This is a genomic window from Caulobacter segnis (genome assembly GCF_031454995.1).
In the GTDB taxonomy this organism is placed as follows: Bacteria; Pseudomonadota; Alphaproteobacteria; order Caulobacterales; family Caulobacteraceae; genus Caulobacter; species Caulobacter segnis_E.
The window spans coordinates 275,019-298,576 of sequence record NZ_JAVDRV010000002.1 but is presented as its reverse complement, the minus strand read 5'-3'; the positions used below and the strand labels follow the sequence as shown (position 1 = coordinate 298,576).

Genomic DNA, 23,558 nt, shown 5'->3' with positions numbered 1-23,558 from the left:
GCTCAGGCCACCCTCGGCGCGGTCGATCCCCGCGCCAGCAGTTCGAAAGCGACCGACCGCCGGACCTCCCCCGCCTCGCCGGCGATCACCTGCTCGACCGCCGCCCGGGCGAAGGCCTCCAGCGGTTGCCGGATGGTGGTCAGCTCCGGCCAGGCCATGCGGGCGGCGTTGCTGTCGTCGAACCCCGCCACCGAAACGTCCTGAGGCGTCCGCAAGCCCAGCTCGGTCGCCGCCGCGATCACCCCCAGGGCAGACAGGTCGTTGGCCGCGAAGATGGCCGTCGGGCGGTCCTCCGCGCGCGCCAGCAACCGCAAGCCGCTGGCGCGTCCGGACGCGAAGGTGAAGTTACCCTGCTCCACCCGAGCGGGGGACGGCGACGCCCCCGCCTGGTCCATCGCCTCCCGAAAGCCCGCGAGGCGAAGCGCGCTGGCCCCGTGATCCGGGTGTCCCTCGACGAACGCGATGTCGGTATGGCCCAGGTCCAGCAGGTGCCGGGTCATGGCGAAGGCGGCCGCCTTGTCGTCCATGCGCACCGACCAGCCCTGCTCGGCGCGCACCGTCGGGGCGATGCGCACGACGGGCACATCGCAGGCTTCCAGCGCGGCGGGATGGTCGCAAAGCGGCGGCAGCACCAGCAGCCCCTCCGGCACCAGGGCCAGCGCCGCGTCGATCGCCTTGATCAGGCTTTCGTTGTCGCGCGCGGCCTCGATCGCCAGGTTGTAGCCGTGCGATCGGCAGGCGCGAACGGCGGCCGCCTGGACGGTGGCCATGTAGTCGAAATTCTGTCGGAAGGCGCCGTCGGGGGCCATGCTGATCAGCACGATCATGCGCGAGCCCGCCCCGCTCAGCCCTCGGGCCGAGATGTTGGGCGTGTAGCCCAACTGCTCGACGGCCGCCTGGACCCTGGCGCGCAGGGCTTCCCGAACGCCGAGCTCGTTATTGAGCACGCGGGCGACGGTCTTGAACGAGACCTGGGCGGCGAGCGCCACGTCCTTGATGGTCGGCGGCCGAGGAGACATGTCTCCTCGTTACGTCGTCGAGGCCGATCCGTCCACGCCCCGGCCGGCCGCCGCCACCGGCCCTTTCGGGCCGATGGCGGGAGGGCCACGCGGGCGCTCGAGGGATCAGAACGACTTCGTGACCTGCAGCGACCAGACCCGTCCGAGAACATTGTGGACGTTGCCATCGAACGCGCTGCCCGTGGTCAGCACGACCGGCGGATCCTTGCTGGCCACGTTCTGGACATTCAGCGAGGTGCGCAGGCCCCTCAGCCAAGTCTGTCCGGCTGTCTGGGGGACCATGTAGCTGAGACCCAGATCGAAGGTCGTCCAGCTGGGCACCTTGCTGTCGCCCAACACCACGCCGCCCACGGTGAGCGGCACCGAGTTGGTGTAGTCGCCGGTGTAGTTGACGAACAGGTTGGCGCTCCACGGGCCCTTGCTCCAGCCCAGGTTGGCCCGTCCGCGCAGGCTGATCGGGTAGTACAGCTCGTCCAGACGCTCCAGCTCGGCCACGTTGGGCGACGCCTTGACCTTGTTGTTCAGGATCTTGGTGAGCGACCCGCCGAGGTTCCACCGGCCGGCGGCGGTGTCGAACAGATAGCTGACTTGCACGTCGAAGCCGTCCTGGACCGTGGAGGCCAGGTTGGTCTTGCGCGCGTCGAGGATCACGTTGACCTGGCAGTAGGTGCCCACGATCGGAACGACGTAGTCGGCGATCCGGCCGGCCAGATAGTCACGCAGCACGGGATCGTAGGTCGAGGTGTCGCCCGGCACGCAGTTCGCCGGGTTGCGGATCGGCGTGATGTACTTGGCGAACGCGGCGCGATTGGCGGCGCTGGCCAGGTATAGATCGCGGTTCGGGCTTGAGATCTGGTTCTTGTAGTCGATCTTGTAGTAGGTCGCCGAGACCTTCAGGCCGCGCAAGGACGGCGGCGTGAAGTCGAAGCCCAACGACAGGGTGTCGGCGGTCTCGGGCCGCAAGTCGGCGTTGTTGCCCAGCGCGACCAGGGCGCTGGTGAACCCGGGGAACAGAACGCCAATGCTGCTATCGCCGGAGTTATTGGCCGTCGGCACGCCCACCAGCTCGGCCGAGAACACCACCGGGCTCTTGTCCGTCAGGGTCGGCGCGCGGAACGACGTGCCCGCCGAGCCCCGGAACGAGAGAGCGTCGTTGACGGTCCAGGTCAGGCCGATCTTGGGGTTGGTGGTGTCGCCGAAGTCCGAGTAGTCGTCGTAGCGGGCGGCCACGTCCACGGCCAGGGCCTGGACAAGCGGCAGGGCGTTGCCAGAGCCGACGATCGGCACATAGATCTCGGCGAACAGCGACTTCACCTTGCGCAGCTCGTCCGAGACGTTGTCGATGCCGAAGACGTTGGTCGCGCCGCGGTTGGCCCCGTTGGTCAGGGTCTCGTGCTGACGCGAGTACTCGCCGCCGACGGCCGCCCGCACCGCGCCCCCCGGTAGGCGGAACAGCGGACCGTTGAACTTGATGACCGCGTCGTCCATGACGTTGCGGCTGTACTGGACGTTAGAGCCGGTGAAGCTGGCGATCCGTGACGCGCTCAGGCCCGCCGTGCTGAAGGGGTTCAGCGTGCCGGCGTTCACCTGCGCGGCGACGGCGTCGAGATTGACGTTGCGGCCGATGTTGCAGATGCCGCAGGTCCGGTCCGCGCCGTTGGTGTAGTAGACCTCGCCCTTCCAGCCGGCCGGCAGGATCGCCGACAGACCCAGGGTCTGGGTGAAGGCCTTGTCGGGATTGGTCGTCTCGGTCAGGCCGATATAGCGATAGAAGTTGAGATCGAAGGTCTGGCCGCCGCCAGGGCACGTCGTCGACGCTGACCCAGGCGTACCCGGAACGCCAGACACGTAGTACGGCGTGCCGGCGCAGACATTGATGCTGCTGCCGGTGTTGGGGTCGTACTGATAGGTCGAGGTCTTCCGATGAGTGTAGAAGCCCTCGTAGTACATCGACAGCCACGCATTGAGGTCCTGGTTGAAGAACAGGGCCAACTGGCGGCGCTTCACGTCCGGCAAGTAGTCATTGTAGTAGGCCGTATCGACCAGCGTCGTGCCGGTCAGCTGGGCGGCCGTCGGGTTCGCGCCCGCGTTGCTCGGCAGGCCGTAATAGGTGTAGGTCGTGCCGCCCGCGCCGTTCTGGCTGACCACCAGGTTGCCGACGCCGCCCGATGAGATCGCCCCGTTCAGCTGGCGATTGTCCTCGCCGCCGAAGCGGCGCAGGTCCTGCATCAGGTACGGGCTTTCCGAGCGCTTGCCGCGCGTGCGGTGCATCACGTCGGCGGTCAGGATGACGTTGCCGTGGCCCAGGCCGTTGTCCCACTGGCGGCCGATCGTGAAGGAGCCGCCGACCTCGGTCGAGAACCGGTGGGTGGTGGCGCGGGCGGTGGCCTCGGCGCCGTCGAAGTTCTTGCGCAGCACATAGTTGATCACGCCGCTGACCGCGTCGGCGCCATAGATGGCCGAGGCGCCGTCGGCGATGACATCGACCCGCTCCAGCGCCGCGATGGGCACCTGAATCGCTTCGGTATAGGCGTCCGACGCCCCGCTAGGCGCGATCCGACGCCCGTCGACCAGGGTCAGCGTGGCGCCGTAGCCGATGCCGCGGATGTTCACGGCCGTACCCTGGGTGGAGTTGCCGCCGTAGCCGGTGGTGCCACCCTCGCGATAGTTCTGGCCCGCGCCCCCCGCGTTCGGCGTGCTCTGAATCTGCGGGATCAATTTCAGCACCTGGTGGATGTCGGTCAGGCCGGTGGCCTTGATGTCGTCGGCGGTCATGGTGACCGTCTCGCTGCCGACGGCCTTCACGCCGGCGATGTTGGTGCCGGTGGCGACGACGACCACTTCTTCCACGGTGCTATCGTTGTTGTCCTTGGCCTGCGCGGTCTGGGCGTTAGCCCGGCCCGCGATCGCCAAACCGATCGCCAGCACGGAAGCGCCCGCGATCAAGCGCCGCATGGCGCTCCCTTGATCTGAGAAGAACAGCATTCCACTCCCCTTTCTTATGTTTCTCACCCCTCGGCCGACACGGAGGCGCGCGGCCGCTGTCGCGGACCCCAGAGGGGTCCGACGCGGTCTCGATTGGCGTGGAAAGCTCCTGGACTTTCTCACTCCCTCTTCGCCGGGACTTCTAGCGAGCCCTCGGCGGTCACTTCGACGAAGCGAAATGACAACGCTAACATTTAAAGCCAGCCATCCTGACGGATGGACGGCGAATTAATGACAACGTTATCAGAAACCTTCTCTCGAGAAAGCTTCGAGTCAAGAACAATTTGCGGGCATACAGTGAGGAACGCCGCCATCCCCGTATCGACAACGCTACCAGCAAGGCGTCGCCCCACTTGGAACAGCGATCGTCGCGCGACCTATTCAGCGGGGCTATCGGATCATCAGCTTTTTCGAATGGTTCGACCGTCCGCCGACTGGTTCAATCGCCACCGGCGAGCGAGGAACAGGTGATGCGCGGCTTGGGACTTCTGGCGGGCGTGGGGGGTCTGGCGGTCGCCGCATTCACCGCCGCGCCGGCCGCCGCCGCCCCATGCGAGGGGTTCACGCCACCGCGACTGAGCCGCACGACGCTTCAGGCGACGGCGTCCGAGCCGAATGATCCGGTCGCCTGCCGCATCCTCGGCCTGACAGAGCCCCGACGAGGCTCGCGCATCGGCTTCGAGGTCTGGACGCCCCGCGCCGCCTGGAACGGCCGCATCGTGATGCTGGGCAACGGCGGCTACGCCTCAGCCCTGCCCCGAAGCCAGATGCGGGCGTACGTCGCGGCGGGCTATGTCGTGGCCGCCACCGACACGGGCCACGCCGGCGACGGACCCGACTTTGCCCGCGACCGGCCTCAGGCCATCGCCGACTGGGCCCAGCACGCTGTCCACCGCGCCATCGTCGACGCCAAGGCGATCACCGCCGCCTATTACGGCCGCCCCGCCGCCTATTCCTATTTTCAGGGGTGTTCGACCGGCGGGCATCAGGCCCTGATGGAGGTACAGCGCCATCCCGGCGATTTCGACGGGGTGGTCGCCGGCGCGCCCGGCGCCAACCGCACCCGCCTGAACATCGGCTTTCTGTGGCAGTTCGCGCGGAACCACACCCGCGACGCCGCCCCTCGCCTGATCCTGACGGCCAGCAAGTTGCCGATGGTCCGCGACGCGGCGCTTGCCGCCTGTCGCCGCCGCAACGGAGATCCCGACGTCGGCGGCCTACCAACGGACCCTTACCTCAACGCCCCCCTGAGCTGCGACTTCGATCCGACGGCGCTGGCCTGCGCCGATGAAGATCGCCCCTCGTGCCTGACGCCAGACCAGGTCACCGCCCTACGGCGGATGTACGCTGGGGCGAGTAATCCGCGCACCGGCGAACGCCTGTACGTTGGCTGGCCGCGCGGCAGCGAGGCCTCCGCCGGAGGCATGGGCGGCTGGAACCTGTATTGGGCCGACCCGGCGAAGCCGCATGAGCCCGCACGGTCCGACTTCTGGCGGTATTGGGCCGGCTTTGGAGACGCCTGGGACTGGCGAGACTTCGACTTTGATCGCGAGGCCGCCAAAGTTCTGAAGCGATTGTCCGCGACGATCGACGCCGTCGATCCCGACATCGAGGCCTTCCGCCGCCGCGGCGGCAAGCTGATCCAATGGCATGGTGCGGCCGATCCCGTCGTGCCGTTCGAAGACTCGATAGCCTACTACACGCGCGCCGCCACCGACCAATCGCGACGAGGCCATAACGTCCGGGATTTCTACCGCCTCTTCATCGCGCCGGGCGTCGAGCACTGCCAGGGCGGCTTGGGGCCCTCGCCGATCGACCTGCAAACCCGCATCGAGGCGTGGGTGGAACAGGATGTTCCGCCCGACAGACTGACAGCCCAGCGCCCGGCCGGCGGCGCGGATGGCGGCGGTTTCAGCCGCCCGTTATGCCCTTATCCCGCGGTCGCTCTCTACGATGGCGTCGGACCGCCCGACCGCGCCGAGAGCTTTCAGTGTCGCCCTCGGGCGCGTGGCCTCGACAGACCCTCGGCCTGACTTGCGGCGCGCGTCGCATAAAACGGCTCTCTCGATCTTCCAGCGGTCCTCGCCGCCGGCGAACCCGCCAATCACTACCTTCCACGCCACAGTACGAAGCTGCTAGGAGCGGCTTTACACAGAGCGCCGCAACCGGAAATCCCGACAGGTCACGGGGCTCCGAGAAGGCACACGCCGGAGCCGCTACGCCGAGCGTGAACCGCCGGATGCAGATCCGGCGGATGCGGTGTTATATTACCACTACTCCCATTCGATCGTGCCGGGCGGTTTGCTGGTCACGTCGTAGACGACGCGGTTGACGCCTCGGACCTCGTTGATGATCCGCGTGGCGGTCTTGCCGAGCACCGGCCAGGGGAATTCGAAGAAGTCGGCGGTCATGCCGTCGGTCGAGGTCACCGCGCGCAGGGCCAAGACGTTCTCGTAGGTGCGGGCGTCGCCCATCACGCCCACTGTTTTCACGGGGAGCAGCACGGCGAAGGCCTGCCAGATCTGGTCATAGAGGCCGGCGTTGCGGATCTCTTCCAGATAGATGGCGTCGGCTTCCTGCAGGACCTTGACCTTCTCGGGCGTGATCTCGCCGGGGATGCGGATGGCTAGGCCCGGGCCGGGGAACGGGTGACGGCCGACAAAGGCCGGGGCCAGGCCCAGCTCGACGCCCAGGGCGCGGACCTCGTCCTTGAAGAGTTCGCGCAGCGGCTCGACCAGCTTCAGCTTCATGTAGTCCGGCAGGCCGCCGACATTGTGGTGGCTCTTGATCACCGCCGAGGGGCCGCCGCGGGCCGAGACGCTTTCGACCACGTCGGGATAGAGCGTGCCCTGGGCCAGGAACTGCGCGCCGTCGATCTTGGCGGCTTCCTTGTCGAACACGTCGATGAACAGGCGGCCGATCGTCTTGCGCTTGGTCTCCGGATCGCTCACGCCGGCCAGCTCGCCCAGGAACAGCTCGCCCGCGTCCACATGGACCAGCGGGATGTTGTAGTGGTCGCGGAACAGGGTCACGACCTGCTCGGCCTCGTTCTTGCGCAGCAGGCCGGTGTCGACGAACACGCAGGTCAGTTGGTCGCCGATCGCCTCGTGGATCAGAACGGCGGCCACCGAGCTGTCGACGCCGCCCGACAGGCCGCAGATCACCTTGCCCGAGCCGACCTGGTCGCGGATCTTCTGGACCATCTCCTGACGGAAGGCCGCCATGGTCCAGTCGCCCTTCAGACCGGCGATGTTGAACAGGAAGTTCCGGTACATCTTGGCCCCGTTGACGGTGTGGTACACCTCGGGGTGGAACTGCAGGGCGTAGATCTTCTTGGCGTCGTTGGCGATGGCCGCGAACGGCGCGCCGGTCGAGGTGGCGATGACCTCGAAGCCTTCGGGGATCGCGGTGACGCGGTCGCCATGGCTCATCCAGACCGTCTCGACGCCGCCGACGCCGGCCAGACCCTCGAACATCGGGCTATCCTTGCCGACGGTCAGCTCGGCGCGGCCGAACTCGCCGGCGTGGCCGCCCTCGACCTTGCCGCCCAGCACGTCGCACAGCAGTTGCTGGCCGTAGCAGATGGCCAGCAGCGGCAGGCCCAGGTCGAACAGCTTGCGGCCGATGCGGGGGCTGTCGGCCTCGAGCACGCTGGCCGGGCCGCCCGACAGGATGATAGCGCTGGGCTTGTATTCGTCGACGACGGCTTCGGCCTTGTCGAACGGATGGATCTCGCAATAGACGCCGGCCTCGCGCACGCGGCGGGCGATCAGTTGGGTCACCTGGCTGCCGAAGTCGACGATCAGGACGCGCTGGTGGTTCGGTTCGGTGGTCATCGGCGGGTCTCCAGCGGTCTAGAGGTCAAATCAGGGCGTGTAGGTGGATCGCTCCAGCACGGCGGCGAAGAAGCCGTCCGTCCCGGCGCGGTAAGGGGTGAGGCGCAGATAGCCTTCGGGGGTCACGTGCCGCTCGACGCCGGCCAGGGCGATCGGCTTGACGGTGAATTCGGGGTGGCGCTCAAGGAAGCCGGCGACGCGGTCCTCGTTCTCGTCGGTCAGCAGCGAGCAGGTCACGTAGACCATCCGACCGCCGGCTTTCACGAAGGTCGCGGCGTCCTCCAGCACGCTGTCCTGCTCGATCTGGCGCTTGGCCAGCTGGTCGGGCGACAGGCGCCACTTGGCGTCCGGGTGGCGGCGCCAGGTGCCCGCGCCGGTACAGGGCGCATCGACGAAGACGACGTCGATCTTGCCTTCCAGCCCCTTCAGGGGCGTGGCCTCGATCGGCGAGCGGATCTGCAGGTTGCGGACCCCTGCCCTCTGGCCCCGACGGATCGTGTCGGCCAGGCGGCGGGCGTCGGCGTCGTGAGCGAAGATCTGGCCGCTGTTGCCCATGGCGGCGGCGAGCGCGAGCGTCTTGCCGCCGCCGCCGGCGCAAAAGTCCAGCACCTGCTTGCCTTTGACCTCGCCCGCCACGGCGGCGGCGATCTGCGAGCCCAGGTCCTGGACCTCGAACCAGCCCTTGGAGAAGGCCGGCACGGCCTCGACCGACGGCGTGCGATCGGCGGCGGCCGGGGCTGGGATACGGAAGGCGTTGGGCAGGATGCCCGCCGGCGCGGCGTGGATGGGCGCCAAGGCCTTGGCGGCGCGCTCGGCGTCGGTCTTCAGCGTATTGACCCGCAGGTCTACCGGCGCGCGCTCGGACAGCGCCCGCATCTCGACGGCCTGGTCGGCGCCCAAGGTGCGGATCAGCCGCTCTTCTAGCCAATCGGGATAGTCGCCGACGACCGGGGCGGGCGCGTTGTCCAACGCGATCGGGCTGGCCAGACGCTCGCGCTCGGCGTCGGTCAGGACGCCGAAGCCATGTTCCTCGGCCGCTGCTTCGGCGATCCGCTCGGGCGTCCAAGCCCAGGTGAAGGCCAGTACGCCCAGCACGACGCCGCGCGGGCTGGCGTCGCCCATCATCCAGCCCAGCGACCGCTTACGACGCAGGGCGTCCAGCACGAGGCCGGAGACGAAGGCGCGATCCTTGGAACCGGCGTAGCGGGCCGTCTCGCCCCATCGCTTGAGCGCCATCTTCACCGGAAAATGCCGCGTCTCGATCTCGGTGAGAACCTCGATCGCCGCTGAAACCCGTCCTCCGTCCCGCATCAGACGACCAGGGCCAAGAGGGTCAGGATGATCCCCGTGAAAGACACCACCCAGGCCACGCTGCGCACCCACGGCACACCCAGCGCGTAGAGCGGCAGGAACGCGATGCGGCCGCCGACATAGAGGCCAGAGCCCACCAAGGTCAGCGTCCCGAACCGGCCGCCCAGATAGGCGACCAGCACGGCGGCGGCGAAGAACGGGAAGCTCTCGCGGTAGTTGGCGAAGGCCCGCTCCAGCCGCGCGGCCAGGCCGCTGACCGGAACAGGCTCGTCGCGCGGACCGGCGCTCCACTTCAGACCCCGCTGCGATACGCCCGCGAGGGCCGCCGCCAGCAGGTGGACGAGGCCGATCAGGACCGCCACGCCCAGCATCTGAAGTTCGAACGCCATCCGCATCGGCTAGACCGCGCTCGGGTAGTTCGGCGCCTCGCGCGTGATCATCACGTCGTGGACGTGGCTTTCACGCAGGCCCGCGCCCGTGATCCGGACGAACTTGGCGCGCTTCTGCAGCTCGGGAATGGTCGGCGCGCCGACATAGCCCATGGCCGCCCGAAGACCGCCGACCAGTTGGTGCAGCACCGGCGAGATCGGCCCCTTGAACGGGGTCTGGCCCTCGATGCCTTCCGGCACCAGCTTGAAGCTGTCGGTCACTTCCTTTTGGAAGTAGCGGTCGGCCGAGCCGCGGGCCATGGCGCCCACCGAGCCCATGCCGCGATAGCTCTTGTACGAGCGGCCTTGGTACAGGAACACCTCGCCCGGCGCCTCTTCGGTGCCGGCGAACATCGAACCCATCATGGCGGTCGAGGCCCCGGCGGCGATGGCCTTGGCCAGGTCGCCCGAGTACTTGATGCCGCCGTCGGCGATGATCGGCACGCCGGCCTCGCGGCCCGCGCGCACGGCTTCCATGATCGCGGTCAGTTGCGGCACGCCCACGCCCGCGACGATGCGGGTGGTGCAGATCGAGCCCGGACCGATGCCGACCTTCACCGCGTCGGCGCCGGCGTCGATTAGCGCGCGGGCGGCATCGTAGGTGGCGATGTTGCCAGCGACGATCTGGACGCGGTTGGCTTCGCGCTTCAGACGCGAAACGGCTTGAGCGACCTGGCTGGAGTGGCCGTGGGCGGTGTCGATGACGACGACGTCGACGCCGGCGTCCACCAGGCCCATGGAGCGCTCGAAGCCGGCGTCGCCGACGGTCGAGGCCGCGCCAACCAGCAGGCGGCCCTTGTCGTCCTTGGCGGCCAGGGGATGAGCCTGGGCCTTCTCGATGTCCTTCACCGTGATCAGGCCGACGGCGCGATAGGCCTCGTCGACGACGATCAGGCGTTCGATCTTGTGCTTGCGAAGCAGCTCGCGCGCCTCGCGGTGATCGATCCCCTCGCCCACCGTGATCAGGTTCTCGCGGGTCATCAGCGCGGAGGCCGGGACCTTGTCATCACCTTCGAAGCGCATGTCGCGGTTGGTCAGGATGCCGACCAGCTTGCCCGAGCCGCGCTCGACCACCGGGAAACCCGAGATCTTACGGCGGGCCTTGATCTCGCGGATTTCGGCCAGGGTGGTGTCGGGATGGATGGTCAGCGGATTGATGACCATGCCGCTTTCGTAGCGCTTGACCTCGCGGACCTGGTCGGCCTGCTCCTCGTTGGTGAGGTTGCGGTGCAGGATGCCCAGACCACCGGCTTGCGCCATGGCGATGGCGAGGCGGCTTTCGGTGACCGTGTCCATGGCGGCGGACACGAGCGGTATGTTCAGACTGATTTCACGCGTGAACCGGGTCTCTGTCGTCACCTGGGTGGGCATGACGTCGGACGGGCCGGGTTCGAGCAAAACGTCGTCGAAGGTGAGCCCTTCGCGAATCTCCATCGGAGTCTCCATTTTGCGGCGCGGATATAGCCGTGAGGCCGACGGTTGTCGACCCGGAGTCGGCGCGAAATGGAGATGAATTTTTCTGGGCCGTCAAAGAGCGACGGCGGCCGCGACGGCCGACGCCGCCTTCTCCGCCTAGACTGGCTTGGCGCCCGGGGTCCCGCACTTGGCGAACTTGCCCTTGGCGTCCTTGCACTTGGTCGGCTTAGCGGGCGCCGCGGCGGCCGGACACTTGATGAACTTGCCCTTGGCGTCGCGGCAAGGCGCGGCGGCATAGGCGGCGCTGGCGCTCGACAGGGCGACGGCGAGCGCGAAAGCGAGACTGAGGGTCTTGGACATGGCAGGTCTCTCGTGGGCGCGGATGGAATCCGCCAAGGCCGCGCCGGACACCGGCGCGGGACGAGAAATCAGAAACACAAATTTCCAAGAAAATTCAGCGACTTGAGGATGCGTCACCCAGAGCGGACAACCCCGGCGTCAGTCCGCTAGGCCCGTCAGGTTCGAGTGACGGGATTTTGACACCACCGCCAGCGCATCGCCCGTCCTGATGACTTCGCTCGGAGATGGGCTTTCGATCACCGCGCCGTCGGCGCGCTCGATCCGAACGACCAGCACGCCGCCGCCTCGCCGCTCGAGCTCCCCTATCGTGGCCTTGCGGGCGCCAAGGTTCGGGGGCGCGGTAATGACCCGCAAATCAAGACCAAGCTTGGCCAGACCCTCGTCCGTGCCATCGCCCTTGGGCTCCTCCCCACGCAGGAAGTGGGCGAGCCGGGGATAGAGGATCATCTCCGCGATGCGCTCGGCGCCGATGTGGGCCGGCATCACCACGCGGTCGGCGCCGGCCTGCATCAGCTTGCGCTCCGTGGTCGGTCGCTCGCCCCGGGCGATGATCTCGAGCTTGGCGTTGAGACTGCGCGCCGACAGGGTGATGAAGACGTTGGCGGCGTCGTCGGGCAGCACGGTGGCCAGCACCTTGGCGCGTTCGACATGCAGGGTACGCAGCACGTCCTCGTCGGTGGCGTCGGCGTGGCGGCAGAGATAGCCCAGGTCCCTCGCCTCCTGGCAGCGCGCCTCGTCGCGCTCGACGATGACGAAGGTCTCGCCCACGGAAGCCAGCTCAGCGGCCAGCATGAGCCCGATGCGGCCAAAGCCGCAGATGATGATGTGGCTATCCAGCCGGTCGATGTCGCGTTCCACGCGCTTTCCAAAGAACTGTTCGAGTTGAGATTGGGTGAGCGCCTGCACCAGCGAGCCGGTGACGATGATGACCCCGGTGCACCCGAACACCATCGTGGCCATGGTGACGCCGTGCAAGTAGTCGGTGTCGATCGGTCGGACTTCGCCGTAGCCCACCGTGAAGATGGTCAAGGTGACCATGTAGAGCGCGTCGTCGAACGACCAGCCGTCCACCATGTAGGCGACGATCGCGCTCGCGGCGACCAACAGCACGAACGCGACCGAGATCGCCAGATTCCTGAACGGCCTGGCGACCAACCCCCCGATGACGCCCCCCTGGTCGCTCACCGTCCCTTGAACCCCGTCGCGACGAGAAAGACCTCCGAGCTGTCCTGTCGGCTGGCCTTGGGCTTGAAGTGCTGCACCTTGGTGAAGTGTCGCTTGAGCTTGGCGATGACGTCGGCGGTCTCGCCGCCCTGGAAGGCCTTGGCGACGAAAGCGCCGCCGGGTTTCAGCACGTCCACGGCGAACTCGGCGGCGATCTCGATCAAGCCGACGATCCGCAGGTGGTCGGTCTCGCGATGGCCCACGGTGTTGGGCGCCATGTCCGACATGACGAGATCCGGCTCGCCGCCCAGAATCTCCATCAGCTTCTCGGGCGCGCCGTCGGCCGTGAAGTCCATCTCCAGGATGTGCGCCGGCGCCACCGGGTCGACCGGCAACAGGTCGATCCCGGCGAGGTTCGTCACCCCGCGCTCCACCGCGATCTGAAGCCAGCCGCCTGGCGCGCAGCCCAGGTCGATGACCTTCGCGCCCTTGCGGAAGAAGTGAAACTTGTCGTCGATCTCGCTGATCTTGAACGCGGCCCGGCTGCGATAGCCGAGCGCCCGCGCCTTGGCCGAGAACGGGTCGTTGATCTGCCGCTCTAGCCAGGCCTGCTGGCTGGGCGTGCGGCCATAGGCGGTCTTCAGGCGCGCCGGCTTGCCGCGCCCGCCTTCGGAGCCGCCCGTGGGGGGCTTCACCATGCGGCGGCGGGGAGGATCTTCGCTCATGCGGACACCGGCTTCTTGGACGCCCCACCGCGACGACGCCGGCGCGGGCGCTTCTGCTGGTCGGACATCAGGGACATCAGAAGCCCCTCTCTAAGCCCTCGGTCGGCCACACGCACGCGCGAACATGGCCAAAGCTCCTGCACCGCCTGCAGGATCGCCGCGCCGGCCAACACCAAATCCGCCCGATCGGCGCCGATGCATGGCTCTTGCGCCCGCTCGCTGGACGTCAGCGACAAAAGGCGCGCGGCCGCCGCGTCGCAATCGTCGCGCCGCATCCAAAGGCCATCGACGACATTGCGATCATAGCGCGGCAGGCCCATGTGCAAGCCCGCCAGACTGGTGATCGCTCCAGAGGTGCCGATCAGATGCGCCCGCCCTTCCGCGAAGATCCCGCGCATGGGCTCGGCGTGGGGGAAGCCCTCGATCCGCGCCTTGACGTCGTCGACCATGGCCCGGAACCAAGCCTCCGTGGCGACCTCGCCTTCGGGGAAGCGCTCGGCCAGCGTGACCACGCCGACAGGGATCGACAGCCACGCCTTGATCGGCAGCTTCCAAGCGGCGAACTGGCGAGGCCTCGCGTCGAGACCGCCGCCCTTCAGATCCACCCACGACAACTCGGTCGAGCCGCCGCCGACATCGACAACCAGGGCCGCGTCCTGCTCGCGATCGAACAGGCTCATGCAGCCGGCGACGGAGAGTTGGGCTTCCTCCCGCGGGCTGATGATCTGCAGCTTGAGTCCCGTCTCTTCATGGACGCGACGGACGAAGTCGGGACCATTGGTCGCGCCCCGGCAAGCCTGGGTGGCCACCGCCTTGACCCGTACAGCCTTGCGGCGTCGGATCTTCTCGGCGCACACCTTCAAGGCCGCCAGAGACCGGTCCATCGCCGCATCGGATAGCCGGCCGCTTTGCGAAAGACCCTCGCCCAATCGAACAATGCGGGAATAGGCCTCGACGACGCGGAACCCGCGCGGCGAAGGCGTGGCCACCAGAAGGCGGCAGTTGTTGGTGCCAAGATCGAGCGCCGCGTAACACGACGACTCCTCCGGCGACCGCCGACGCCGCCCTGACGGGGCGCCGGGCGCGCGCGGCGCCTCCGACATGGTTCAAACCACCTGTCTCGCAGGCGTCGCGAACGGTTGCGCCGCCTCACTTCGACTCGACCATAGCACGTGACTCGCGCTCCGGAAGGCGCCCGCCTTGTCTTCCGGGTTCGGAAGTCTCTACGTTCAGCTTTCAGTCAGGTAGCCGTGCTATTCTCCAAACCATGAATTCGAGACTCGCCAAGTTCGCGATCGGCCAGGTCGTCAGGCACCGCATCTTCCCGTTCCGGGGCGTGGTGTTCGACGTCGACCCGGTGTTCGCCAATACGGAAGAATGGTGGGAGTCCATCCCCGAAGAGATCCGTCCGGTGAAGGACCAGCCGTTCTATCACTTGCTCGCCGAGAACGAGGACAACAGCTACGTCGCCTATGTGTCCGAGCAGAACCTGCTGCCCGACGACAGCGGCGAGCCGGTCGGCCATCCGCAGACCGCGGTGATCTTCGAGTCGTTCGATCACGGCCAATACAAGCTTCGCCCCCGAATCTCGCACTAGACGGCAAACCCGTTCGCGTGATCGCGCGATCGACGCAAATTCCGAACAGCTTTTGCGAAAATCGGGGCGTAGCGTTCTCGCATGAGCGGAGAAGGCAACACCAGCGCGCCCCCGCCGGGAGCGAACCAGGATTGGACGATCGATCAGGGTTGGGAAGCCTATTCCCAGGCCGAGCACGACGTCTGGATCACCCTTTACGAACGCCAGACCCAGATGCTGCATGGCCGGGCCTGCGATGAGTTCCTGCGCGGCCTCGACGCCCTCGACCTGCATCGCGCCGGCATTCCCGATTTCAAGCGTATCAACGAAGAGCTTCAGCGCCTGACCGGCTGGAGCGTGGTCGCCGTTCCTGGCCTCGTGCCCGACGACGTCTTCTTCGATCACCTGGCCAACCGCCGCTTCCCGGCCGGCCAGTTCATTCGCAAACCGCACGAGCTGGACTATCTGCAAGAGCCGGACATCTTCCACGATGTCTTCGGCCACGTGCCGATGCTGACCGACCCAACCTTCGCTGACTACATGCAGGCCTATGGCGAGGGCGGGCGGCGCGCCTTGGGCCTGGGACGTCTGGCCAACCTGGCGCGGCTCTACTGGTACACGGTGGAGTTCGGCCTGATGAACACGCCCGCGGGACTACGAATTTATGGCGCCGGCATCGTCTCGTCGCGCGCCGAGTCCATTTTCGCCTTGGATGACCCCTCCCCTAACCGCATTGGCTTCGAGTTGGAGCGGGTGATGCGAACGCTCTATCGGATCGACGACTTCCAGCAGGTCTATTTCGTGATCGACTCGATCCGAACCCTCCAGGAAGTGACGCTCCGAGACTTCGGCGCCCTCTACGAGCGCCTGGAGGGCGCCAGCGACATCGGCGTCGCCGAGATCGTGCTCGGCGACGCCGTGGTCACCCGCGGAACCCAGGCCTACGCCAAGGCCGGCGGTCGACTGGCGACAATCTCGGCGGGCTGACCTTTCAGGCCGAACAGGATCCGAACGCCGGGGATCCGTCGCGCGATCTCGTAGGTCACGAAACAGCCGGCGAAGGTCGCGACGACTAGGATCGCCCCCTCCAACCCCTGCGGCAGGCCCAGCTTGGCCAGGTGGTGAGCCATGACCACGATCAGGGTCTGGTGAACCAGATAGAATGGGAAGACGCCCAGGGTCAGGTAGCGTAGCACCGGCCCGCCCTTGTTCATCAGGTGCTTTGCGCCGAAGCCCAGGATGGCGACGATCGCGCACCAGGTGTCGGTCGCGAAGACGAAGCGCATAAGAAGCTTCAGTTGCGGCGGCGGGACGGCTGTGTCGCCGCGATAGGTCCAGACATACATGCTCCAGCCCACCCAGGCGGCGACAGCGATGGCGAGGGCCGGCCAGCGCACAGCGGTCAGGCGGTCGCGCAGGACTTCCGACTTTGCCAGACCGAAGCCCAGCAGGAAGGCGCTGAACGAGACGGCGTGGACATAGTGATCGCCGACCAGGGCGTGGGTCTCGCCATACTTGGCATAGAGCGTGGCGCGCAACATCCCCAGGAACAGGATCGACCAGACGAACAGGCCCACGCCCTTCAGCAGCCATTCGGCGGCGACCTGGACGTGCTGGCCGGCCTTCTTCCAGACCAGCAGCATGGCAGCCAGGACCAGGGTGTAGAACATCAGGTAGGCGACGAACCACATGTGGTTCCAGGTTGGAGTGGTCAGGCAATCGCCGTCGGCCCCGCACCAATGGCCCGAAGCCGTGACATACCGGACCCAGAAGTTCTCGACGCCCACCGGCGCGCTGGGATGTTGGGCCAGATACTCGACAATCTCGTAGTACGACTGCGGCGGCACGATCACGAACATCGCGAAGAGCAGTGGCGGCAACAGACGGACGATCCGCGCCCGGGTCAGCTTCCCAACGGACGTTTTGTCGGCCATGAACCGCGTCGCCGCTCCCGAGACTAGGAACAGCAGCGTCAGCCGCCAGGGATTGGTCAGCAGCATGAAGGGCATTAGCCCCTCGACGACATGCGGCGTCTTCACATGCCATTCCCACGGCACGTAGAACATCCCCGTGTGATAGAGGATCAGCAGAAAGAACGCGCCGACGCGAATCCAGTCCAGGTCGTGGCGTCGGTCCATCGAAGAGGTGGTTGTGGTCATGGGGAAGGATCCGGCGTGAAAAGCGACGCCAAACACCTGCCTCACGCGGCTTCGGCCGGCCAAGCGATTGGGGACCAGCGGCCAATGGCGGGGACGAGCGGCGAAGCTTCGGGGCCAAACGGCCGCTTTCTCGGGATGACCGGCGACGAGAGCCTGTGGCTAGGCCGAGCCTATGCTCTGTGCCTGGGATTGTTCGGCGCCATTTGCGTCGTCAACATCCTGACGTTGCAGCACGACGCGCCGCGGCTCGGGGTCGTCCGGCCGGCGATCTGGGAACTCAGCAGCGCGCTGGCGCTCATGGTGACCACCGCCATCCCGGCCGCCATGGCCTTGTGGATGGTCCGCGCCAAGCCGCGCTGGTGGGTCGCCGCCCTGGCCCATGTCGCCGCCGTTCTCGTCTATTCGGCGATCCACGTCTCGACCTTCGTCGCCTTGCGCAAGGCGGCCCACGCCGTCCTTCTGCACGAGGCCTATCGGTTCGGTCCGGTAGCGAGCGAATTTCTCTATGAGTTCCGGAAGGACATGTTGGGCTACGCGGCGGCCACGATCATCTTCTGGCTTGCCCTGATGCGCGGCGCGCAGAAACCGCTAGGGATCGCCTTGGCGGCCTCCCCGCCCCTGTTCGACATCCAGGACGGCGCGCGGCTGATCCGCGTTCCGGTGGCGGAGATCATCGCCGTCCGCTCCGCCGGCAACTACGTGGAATTCATTCTTGGGGATGGTCGCCGGCCACTGACGCGCTCGTCGCTGGGCGCGGCCCTGGAGAGCCTCGCGCGTCACGGCTTCGTGCGGACCCACAAGTCGTGGCTGGTCAACACGGCGCGGGTCACGGGCCTCAAGCCTGAAGGATCGGGGGACTACGCCGTCGAGTTGGGCGACCTTGAAGCCCCCCTCTCCCGCCGCTTTCCCGAGGCGCTGGCGACCCTACGCGGTTAGAACAGCAACATCCCCATGAGGATGTCATCCTCGAAGCGGCCGTCCGGCAGTCGCCCCCGAGCGACCTGCCGCCCCTCATGCTTGAAGCCCAGCCGCTCATACAGGCGGATCGCGCCGGGATTGCCCGCCCCGGCCGCCAGTTCGATGCGCAGGATTGGCGGTTCCTGGGCCTTGGCCCACGCGATCAGAGCCTCGAACAGCTTCGAGCCGACACCCCGCCCCTGCCGTTCTGGATGCACGGCGACGGTCAGGCTTCCTAGAACGTGGGCGAACAGGGCCACGGTCTCGCGCTTGGCGTGGATTTCACCGAGGACAAAGCCATCGGGCTCCACCGCCACGAGACAGATATCGCTTTTGATCGCCGCCTCGGCGTAGGCCGGCGTCACCTCTTCCGGCGCGCGCGCCAGGGCGCCAGGCGTCACGGCGGCGGCCTTGTGCAGCGCGACGATCGCCTCTCTGTCCGCCGACGTGGCGGCGCGGATCGTGATGCTCAAGCGGTCCTCTGGAACGGATAGAAACCTCCGCCCAGATCTAGGATCTGGGTCAGTTCATCCAGCGCCTCGCGGCTCTCGGTCAGCAGAAGCGGATCGGCGAGGTCGTTGGGCGCGAGGCTGTCGCGATAGCGGCGCTCCACCCAGTCCGCCAGCGTGGCGTGCAGCCCGGGCGTTAAGCGCTGGGCCTGATTTGCGGCGTCGAGTTCCTCATGCGTGAGCACCACCCGCAAGCGCAGGCAGGCGGGGCCGCCGCCATTACGCATGCTCTGGCGCACATCGACATATTCCACCCGTCCGATCGGTCCATTGGAGGCCGCCAGGCCCTGGGCCACGGCGTGGGCGCGCGGATTGTCCCGCGTCTCGGCCGGAGCCAACAACACCAGCCGGTCCTCGCCCGGAACGACTAGCAACTGCGAATTGAACAGATAGCTGGCGACCAGGTCGGCCATCGGCAGGTCGGCTTCCGAGACCTCGACGAAGACCGGCTCGAACAGACCCCCGGCGGCGGCTCGAACCTCGCGCTCCATCAGCCCTCGATCCTCGAAGGCGCGCTCGTGAAAGAACAGGCACTCGCGCGTGCCGACGCAGACCACGTCGTTGTGAAAGGCGCCGCCCGCGATCGCCGCCTTGGCCTGGCGTGGAAAGACCGCCCGCGCCGCGCCGTGACGACGTTTAACCGCCTCGAACGCCTCGCGCGTCTGGCGAGCCGGAAATTGGCCGTCCCAATGCTCCCAGGCCTCGCGCCCCCAGACGAACAGGTTGACGCCCGGCGCGCCGTGCTCGGCGCAGAGGCGGACGTGATTGGCCGCGCCTTCGTCGGAAAAGCGCGGCTGCGCCGGCAGCGGATCATGGACCGCGAAGCGTCGCTCGTCCGGGAACAGGCGTCTGAGGGCGCGGGTGGTCTGCGCGCCTTCCAGGCTGCGATGCAGGTTGGTCAACAGATTGGCCGGCGTGAGGTGGACGCGGCCGTCGTCAGCGTCGGCGCTGGGCGTCACGGTCGCGGCGTTCGCGGCCCACATCGACGAGGCCGAACACGCGGCCGCCGCGAGGGCCGGCGCGACCCGCCAGGCCTCTTGAAGCACGGCTTCGTCGCCGCCGGAAAATCCCACGGACTTCAAGAAGCCCATGGCCGGTCGCTCATGCGGGGCGAGAACGAACTGCGGCAGGCCCAGGTCGTGGAGCCGACGCATCTTGGAGAGACCCTCCAACGCCGCCGCCCGTGGGTTGGACACCTCTCCGGCGTTGCGCGTGCTGGCCAGGTTACCGGGCGAGAGACCGACATACGAATGGGTCGGTCCCACCAGCCCGTCGCAGTTGGCCTCGACGACGGAGGTCATGGACGCAAGCCCTTGATATCCTTGAGCGTATCAATCACCCCCTCGGCCTCGAAACTCGCGACGGGATAGGCGCAGTAGTCGGCGGCGTAGTAGGCGCTAGGCCGGTGATTGCCCGACGCCCCGAGCCCGCCAAAGGGCATCGAGCCGGCGGCGCCTGTCGTTGGCCGGTTCCAGTTGACGACCCCCGCGCGGATACGATTTAGGAATTCCTCCCAATACTTTGATTCATTAGAGATAAGACCCGCCGACAGACCATAGCGCGTGGCGTTGGCGGCCTTCAGGGCGTCATCGAAGCTCCCCACCCGTCGCACCTGCAGCCAGGGCGCGAAGAGCTCCTCGTCGGGGGTGTCCACGCCGGTGACGTCCACCAGACCGGGCGTGACGAAAGCCTCGCTCAGCCCCTCCACCGGCCTCAGCGAACGGATACGATCTCCGCCCATCGTGTCGGCCACGGCGCGAGCGGTGTTGGCCGCGCGCGCCGAGATCAGCGGCCCCATGAACGGCTCGCCCTCGCCATTCCAATGTCCGATCGTCAGCCGGTCGGCCAGCGCCGCCGTCGCCTCGATCACGGCCTTGCCGAAGGCGTCGTCGGGCACGATCAGCCGCCGGGCGCACGAGCAGCGTTGACCGGTGGTGATATAGGCCGACTGCACGACCAGGGCCGCGACGGCCTCCGCGTCGTCGGCGCCCCACGCCACCAGCGGATTGTTGCCGCCCAACTCCAGCGCCAGGATGACGTCGGGGCGATCGGCGAAGTGTCGCCGGAAAAAGGCGCCGGCCGCGGCCGAGCCGGTGAACAGCAGGCCGTCGATCTCCTGGTTGATCAGGGCCTGGCCAGTCTCACGGCCACCTTGAACGAGATTGACGACACCGGCAGGAACCCCGGCCGCCTCCAGCGCCTCAACCATCAGCTGGCCGGCCAGCGGCGTCTCCTCGGACGGCTTGAACACCACGGTGTCGCCAGCCAGCAGCGCTGGGACGATGTGACCGTTAGGCAGATGACCCGGGAAGTTGAAGGGCCCCAGAACCGCCATGACACCATGGGCCCGGTGGCGCAGCACGGCTCGGCCGAACGGCATGCCATTCTCGGTGACGCCGGTCCGCTCCTCATAGGCCTTGATCGACAGATCGACCTTGCCGGCCATCGACCCCAGCTCGGCCTTGGTCTCCCATAACGCCTTGCCCGTCTCGCGGCTCAGGGCCTCGGCGAAGGCGGCGGTGCGTTCGACCAGCACCGCCTTGTAGGCGCGCAAGATCGCGATGCGCTCCTCGCGCGGACGATCGGCCCAGTCAGGAAAGGCGCGACGCGCGGCTTGCACGGCCCGGCCAACATCCGCCTGGCTCGCGGTCGCCCCGCGCCAGACCGCCTCGCCCGTCGCCGGGTCGATCGAGACGAGCTCCGGACCTTCGCCGGAGCGCCACTGGCCGTCGATAAACAGTCCGCTCATGCCTTCACCCGCACCACTTCGCCTTCGCGGACACCGAGCGCGTCCAGCACCTCGCGTCCGAGAATGGCCACATCACCATCGATCAGCACCGGCGTCCGGACCGCGCGGAAGCGCGACACCTCTCCGGTCGAGATCAAAGCCTCCTCGCCAAAGGCGTCCTCGCCCGCCTTCACCCTCAGCCGCTTGCCGTCGCGGACCGTTCGGATGTCATCGCGCGGACAGGCCACCGTGGGACCGGCGTCGAAAAGGTCGACGAGACCTTGGTAGCGGAAGCCCTCGCGTTCCAGCATGGCCCGCGCCGCCTCGCCGTCGCGATGGACGCGGCCGATCACGTCGCGCGCCTCCTCGGGCAGAAGCTCGGTGTAGATCGGGTGGCGGGGGGCCAGGTCCAGGATGAACTGCCCGTCGGTCGAGGCGCTCATCAGGTCCGCCTGGTCGAAGCCCAGGCGGAAGAACTTGTGGGCCACATGCTCCCAGAAGGGACAACGACCATCCTCGTCGAACCAACCGCGCAGTTCGGCCAGCACCATCTCCGCGAAGCGCTGCGGCTCGATGCCGATCAGCATGTAGCGAGATTGGGCAAGAAGACGTCCCGCGCCACCCTTGCGTTTTTCCGGGCGCAGGAACAGCGATCCAACCTCGGACCAGCCGGCGCACTCATTCACGAGCACCAAGGCCTTGTGGTCGAAGCGCATCTCCAAGGTCGGCGAGGACTGGGCCAGGGTCACGACGCGGAACGAGAAGAACGGACGCTTCACCCCCACGCCCGCCTTGACCCCCGCCACGCCCTCGATGGAGCCCGTGTCGAGGTCTTCCAACATCAGGGTGTACCAGGCCTCGGGTGGCGCGACGCTCGCCTGGAAGCTGGCCTCGGACAGCGCCAGGCGCGCGCGAAGGGTCGGCTCGTCCTCGGGCAGACTGGTGAAGCCCCGCCCGGAGAGCACGGCCAGCTCCATCAGGGCGTCGACATCGGCGGGAACGGCGGGACGGACAACGAGCATTCAGTGGGTCTCCCCCAAGGGGTCCATGGCGGTGCGGATCGCGCGCGCGTCGATCGCGCCACTCGCCAGCTTCATCAGGATCAGGGCCGAGAGCTGAGCGCGCTCGACAAAACTCTCGGGCCAAGCGTGTTCGGCCTCGCTGTGGATATCGCCCCCGCGCACGCCCAGGGTATCGACGTTTGGCAGGCCGGACGCGAACAGGTTGTTGCCCTCGCAGACGCCACCCGAAGGCTTCCAGGCGATATCCTGGCCGAGCAGCGCGCCGACGTCCTTGACCGCGCCGAACAGCCGCTGTTGGGCGGCGTTGAACGGCTTGGCGCCGCGGGTGATCCCGCCGTGGAGGTGAGCATGCAAATCGTCACCGGTCTCGGTGACGATCCGCGCGACCTCGGCCTCGAACCACGCGGCGGCGTCCGCCTCCGGGAAGCGGACATTGAAGCGAACCACCGCCACGTCCGGCACCATGTTCAGCGGCGCGCCGCCGTCGATGCGGGCGACATTGACGGTGACGCCGTCGCGCCGTCCGTTCAGCGCGTGGAGGCGCTCGGCGATCCTCGCCGCGCCGATCACCGCGTTGCGGCCGGCGGCGAAGTCGCGACCGGCATGGGCCGCGCGACCATGGACGACAATGTGGAAGTTGCCGGACCCCTTGCGCGCCGAGGCCAGCGCCCCGTCGGCGAGAGCCGGCTCGTAGGTCAAGCCGACATGGCCGCGCCGAGCGAAATCGGCGAGCACGGGCGCCGAGGCGATCGATCCGATCTCCTCGTCCGGCGACAGCAGAACACGATAGCCGAGGTTTCCCGCCATGGCGTGGCGTTCGAACGCCTCCAGCGCCGCCAGCATCACCGAGATCCCGCCCTTCATGTCAGCGATGCCGGGCCCGTGCAGCGCGCCATCCGGACGCGTGCGGACCTGCTGGAAGGCGCTCGTTTCCGGGTAAACCGTGTCGTAGTGCCCGGTCAGCACGATTTGGACCGGCGCTTCGGGCCGGACAATGACCGCCAGGGACGGCGGATGGGCCAGTTCCGTCTCCCGACCATCGGCGGCGACTTCACGGGATGGCGAGAGGGGGATTTCAACTGGAGCGGCTGGCAAGCTGGCGGCGGCGTCCAGAAGCGCCCGCCTTTGGCGCTCGAGGCCCACCAGATGCCGACTGCCGGAATTGATCGCGCACCACTCCACGGCGCGGTCGACGATCAGGCCGCCGCCGCGTCCGATGTGGTCCAGAACCACGCGGTCTTCTGACTCGAGACGCATCAATAGCTTGTCCTCCCTTAGTCACGATAACCAAGGGCCGCGGGCAAATCGTGCTTACCTATAGCCAGGTAACCGAGGGCCCACGCAACAGCCTTGCTGAAGCGCG

At 67.5% G+C, this 23,558-nt stretch carries 20 protein-coding genes; 4 read left to right on the top strand and 16 right to left on the bottom strand.

Translation table 11 applies throughout. The annotated features are described in order from the left end of the window. Window positions 1-2 precede the first annotated feature (2 nt). A complete protein-coding gene (locus tag J2728_RS07625; RefSeq protein WP_309997999.1) occupies window positions 3-1,019 on the bottom strand; it encodes a LacI family DNA-binding transcriptional regulator in 1,017 nt (338 codons plus the stop codon). Window positions 1,020-1,124: 105 nt separating this feature from the next. Beyond that, the gene (locus J2728_RS07620) at window positions 1,125-3,974 is read right to left on the bottom strand and encodes a TonB-dependent receptor domain-containing protein (RefSeq protein ID WP_309997997.1); all 2,850 of its coding nucleotides are present in this window, start codon (window positions 3,972-3,974) and stop codon (window positions 1,125-1,127) included. A gap of 500 nt (window positions 3,975-4,474) precedes the next feature. Between J2728_RS07620 and J2728_RS07615 the strand changes: the two genes are divergently transcribed. Beyond that, window positions 4,475-6,037 carry a tannase/feruloyl esterase family alpha/beta hydrolase gene (locus J2728_RS07615; RefSeq protein WP_309997996.1) on the top strand — a complete coding sequence of 521 codons (1,563 nt, stop codon included), beginning with the start codon at window positions 4,475-4,477 and terminating at the stop codon, window positions 6,035-6,037. A 240-nt stretch (window positions 6,038-6,277) separates the two neighbouring features. Here J2728_RS07615 and guaA read toward each other — a convergent pair whose 3' ends face one another. From guaA to J2728_RS07575, 8 genes are all read right to left on the bottom strand, one after another. Continuing rightward, window positions 6,278-7,840, bottom strand: coding sequence for a glutamine-hydrolyzing GMP synthase (gene guaA, locus J2728_RS07610; RefSeq protein WP_309997995.1), 1,563 nt, complete (start codon window positions 7,838-7,840; stop codon window positions 6,278-6,280). Between the two features lie 30 nt (window positions 7,841-7,870). Then, window positions 7,871-9,151 carry an RsmB/NOP family class I SAM-dependent RNA methyltransferase gene (locus J2728_RS07605; protein ID WP_309997993.1) on the bottom strand — a complete coding sequence of 427 codons (1,281 nt, stop codon included), beginning with the start codon at window positions 9,149-9,151 and terminating at the stop codon, window positions 7,871-7,873. After that, a complete protein-coding gene (locus tag J2728_RS07600) occupies window positions 9,151-9,540 on the bottom strand; it encodes an MAPEG family protein (protein WP_309997992.1) in 390 nt (129 codons plus the stop codon). The genes J2728_RS07605 and J2728_RS07600 overlap by 1 nt, the downstream gene beginning before the upstream one ends. Window positions 9,541-9,549: 9 nt before the next feature. Beyond that, window positions 9,550-11,013, bottom strand: a complete 1,464-nt coding sequence (gene guaB, locus J2728_RS07595) for an IMP dehydrogenase (RefSeq protein ID WP_309997991.1) — start codon at window positions 11,011-11,013, stop codon at window positions 9,550-9,552. Between the two features lie 138 nt (window positions 11,014-11,151). After that, window positions 11,152-11,355 (bottom strand): hypothetical protein, encoded by a 204-nt coding sequence (locus tag J2728_RS07590; RefSeq protein ID WP_304277745.1) that lies wholly within the window; start codon window positions 11,353-11,355, stop codon window positions 11,152-11,154. Between the two features lie 138 nt (window positions 11,356-11,493). Continuing rightward, window positions 11,494-12,540 carry a potassium channel family protein gene (locus tag J2728_RS07585; protein ID WP_309997989.1) on the bottom strand — a complete coding sequence of 349 codons (1,047 nt, stop codon included), beginning with the start codon at window positions 12,538-12,540 and terminating at the stop codon, window positions 11,494-11,496. Continuing rightward, window positions 12,537-13,244: an RlmE family RNA methyltransferase gene (locus J2728_RS07580; protein ID WP_309997987.1), complete on the bottom strand. Its 708-nt coding sequence runs from the start codon at window positions 13,242-13,244 to the stop codon at window positions 12,537-12,539. Before J2728_RS07580 ends, J2728_RS07585 begins: the two co-directional genes overlap by 4 nt. Next, the gene (locus tag J2728_RS07575; RefSeq protein ID WP_309997985.1) at window positions 13,241-14,347 is read right to left on the bottom strand and encodes a Ppx/GppA phosphatase family protein; all 1,107 of its coding nucleotides are present in this window, start codon (window positions 14,345-14,347) and stop codon (window positions 13,241-13,243) included. The genes J2728_RS07580 and J2728_RS07575 overlap by 4 nt, the downstream gene beginning before the upstream one ends. A 164-nt stretch (window positions 14,348-14,511) precedes the next feature. Between J2728_RS07575 and hspQ the strand changes: the two genes are divergently transcribed. Beyond that, window positions 14,512-14,841, top strand: a complete 330-nt coding sequence (gene hspQ, locus J2728_RS07570; RefSeq protein ID WP_309997983.1) for a heat shock protein HspQ — start codon at window positions 14,512-14,514, stop codon at window positions 14,839-14,841. A gap of 81 nt (window positions 14,842-14,922) precedes the next feature. Continuing rightward, entirely contained in the window at window positions 14,923-15,807 is an 885-nt protein-coding gene (phhA, locus tag J2728_RS07565; protein ID WP_309997980.1) for a phenylalanine 4-monooxygenase, read from the top strand. Here the strand turns inward: phhA and J2728_RS07560 are convergent. Continuing rightward, window positions 15,762-16,979 carry an acyltransferase family protein gene (locus tag J2728_RS07560; protein WP_309997978.1) on the bottom strand — a complete coding sequence of 406 codons (1,218 nt, stop codon included), beginning with the start codon at window positions 16,977-16,979 and terminating at the stop codon, window positions 15,762-15,764. The genes phhA and J2728_RS07560 overlap by 46 nt on opposite strands. A gap of 135 nt (window positions 16,980-17,114) precedes the next feature. Between J2728_RS07560 and J2728_RS07555 the strand changes: the two genes are divergently transcribed. Then, on the top strand, window positions 17,115-17,915 hold the full coding sequence (locus tag J2728_RS07555) for a LytTR family DNA-binding domain-containing protein (protein WP_309997977.1): 801 nt from the start codon (window positions 17,115-17,117) through the stop codon (window positions 17,913-17,915). Here the strand turns inward: J2728_RS07555 and J2728_RS07550 are convergent. From J2728_RS07550 to J2728_RS07530, 5 genes are read right to left on the bottom strand one after another with little or no spacing between them, the layout of a single operon-like run. Then, entirely contained in the window at window positions 17,912-18,409 is a 498-nt protein-coding gene (locus J2728_RS07550) for a GNAT family N-acetyltransferase (protein WP_309997975.1), read from the bottom strand. The genes J2728_RS07555 and J2728_RS07550 overlap by 4 nt on opposite strands. After that, window positions 18,406-19,746, bottom strand: coding sequence for an N-succinylarginine dihydrolase (gene astB / locus J2728_RS07545; protein ID WP_309997974.1), 1,341 nt, complete (start codon window positions 19,744-19,746; stop codon window positions 18,406-18,408). Before astB ends, J2728_RS07550 begins: the two co-directional genes overlap by 4 nt. After that, window positions 19,743-21,194, bottom strand: a complete 1,452-nt coding sequence (gene astD / locus J2728_RS07540) for a succinylglutamate-semialdehyde dehydrogenase (RefSeq protein ID WP_309997972.1) — start codon at window positions 21,192-21,194, stop codon at window positions 19,743-19,745. The genes astB and astD overlap by 4 nt, the downstream gene beginning before the upstream one ends. Then, window positions 21,191-22,195 carry an arginine N-succinyltransferase gene (locus J2728_RS07535; RefSeq protein WP_309997971.1) on the bottom strand — a complete coding sequence of 335 codons (1,005 nt, stop codon included), beginning with the start codon at window positions 22,193-22,195 and terminating at the stop codon, window positions 21,191-21,193. The genes astD and J2728_RS07535 overlap by 4 nt, the downstream gene beginning before the upstream one ends. Continuing rightward, entirely contained in the window at window positions 22,196-23,452 is a 1,257-nt protein-coding gene (locus J2728_RS07530) for a hydrolase (protein WP_309997970.1), read from the bottom strand. Between the last annotated feature and the right edge of the window lie 106 nt (window positions 23,453-23,558).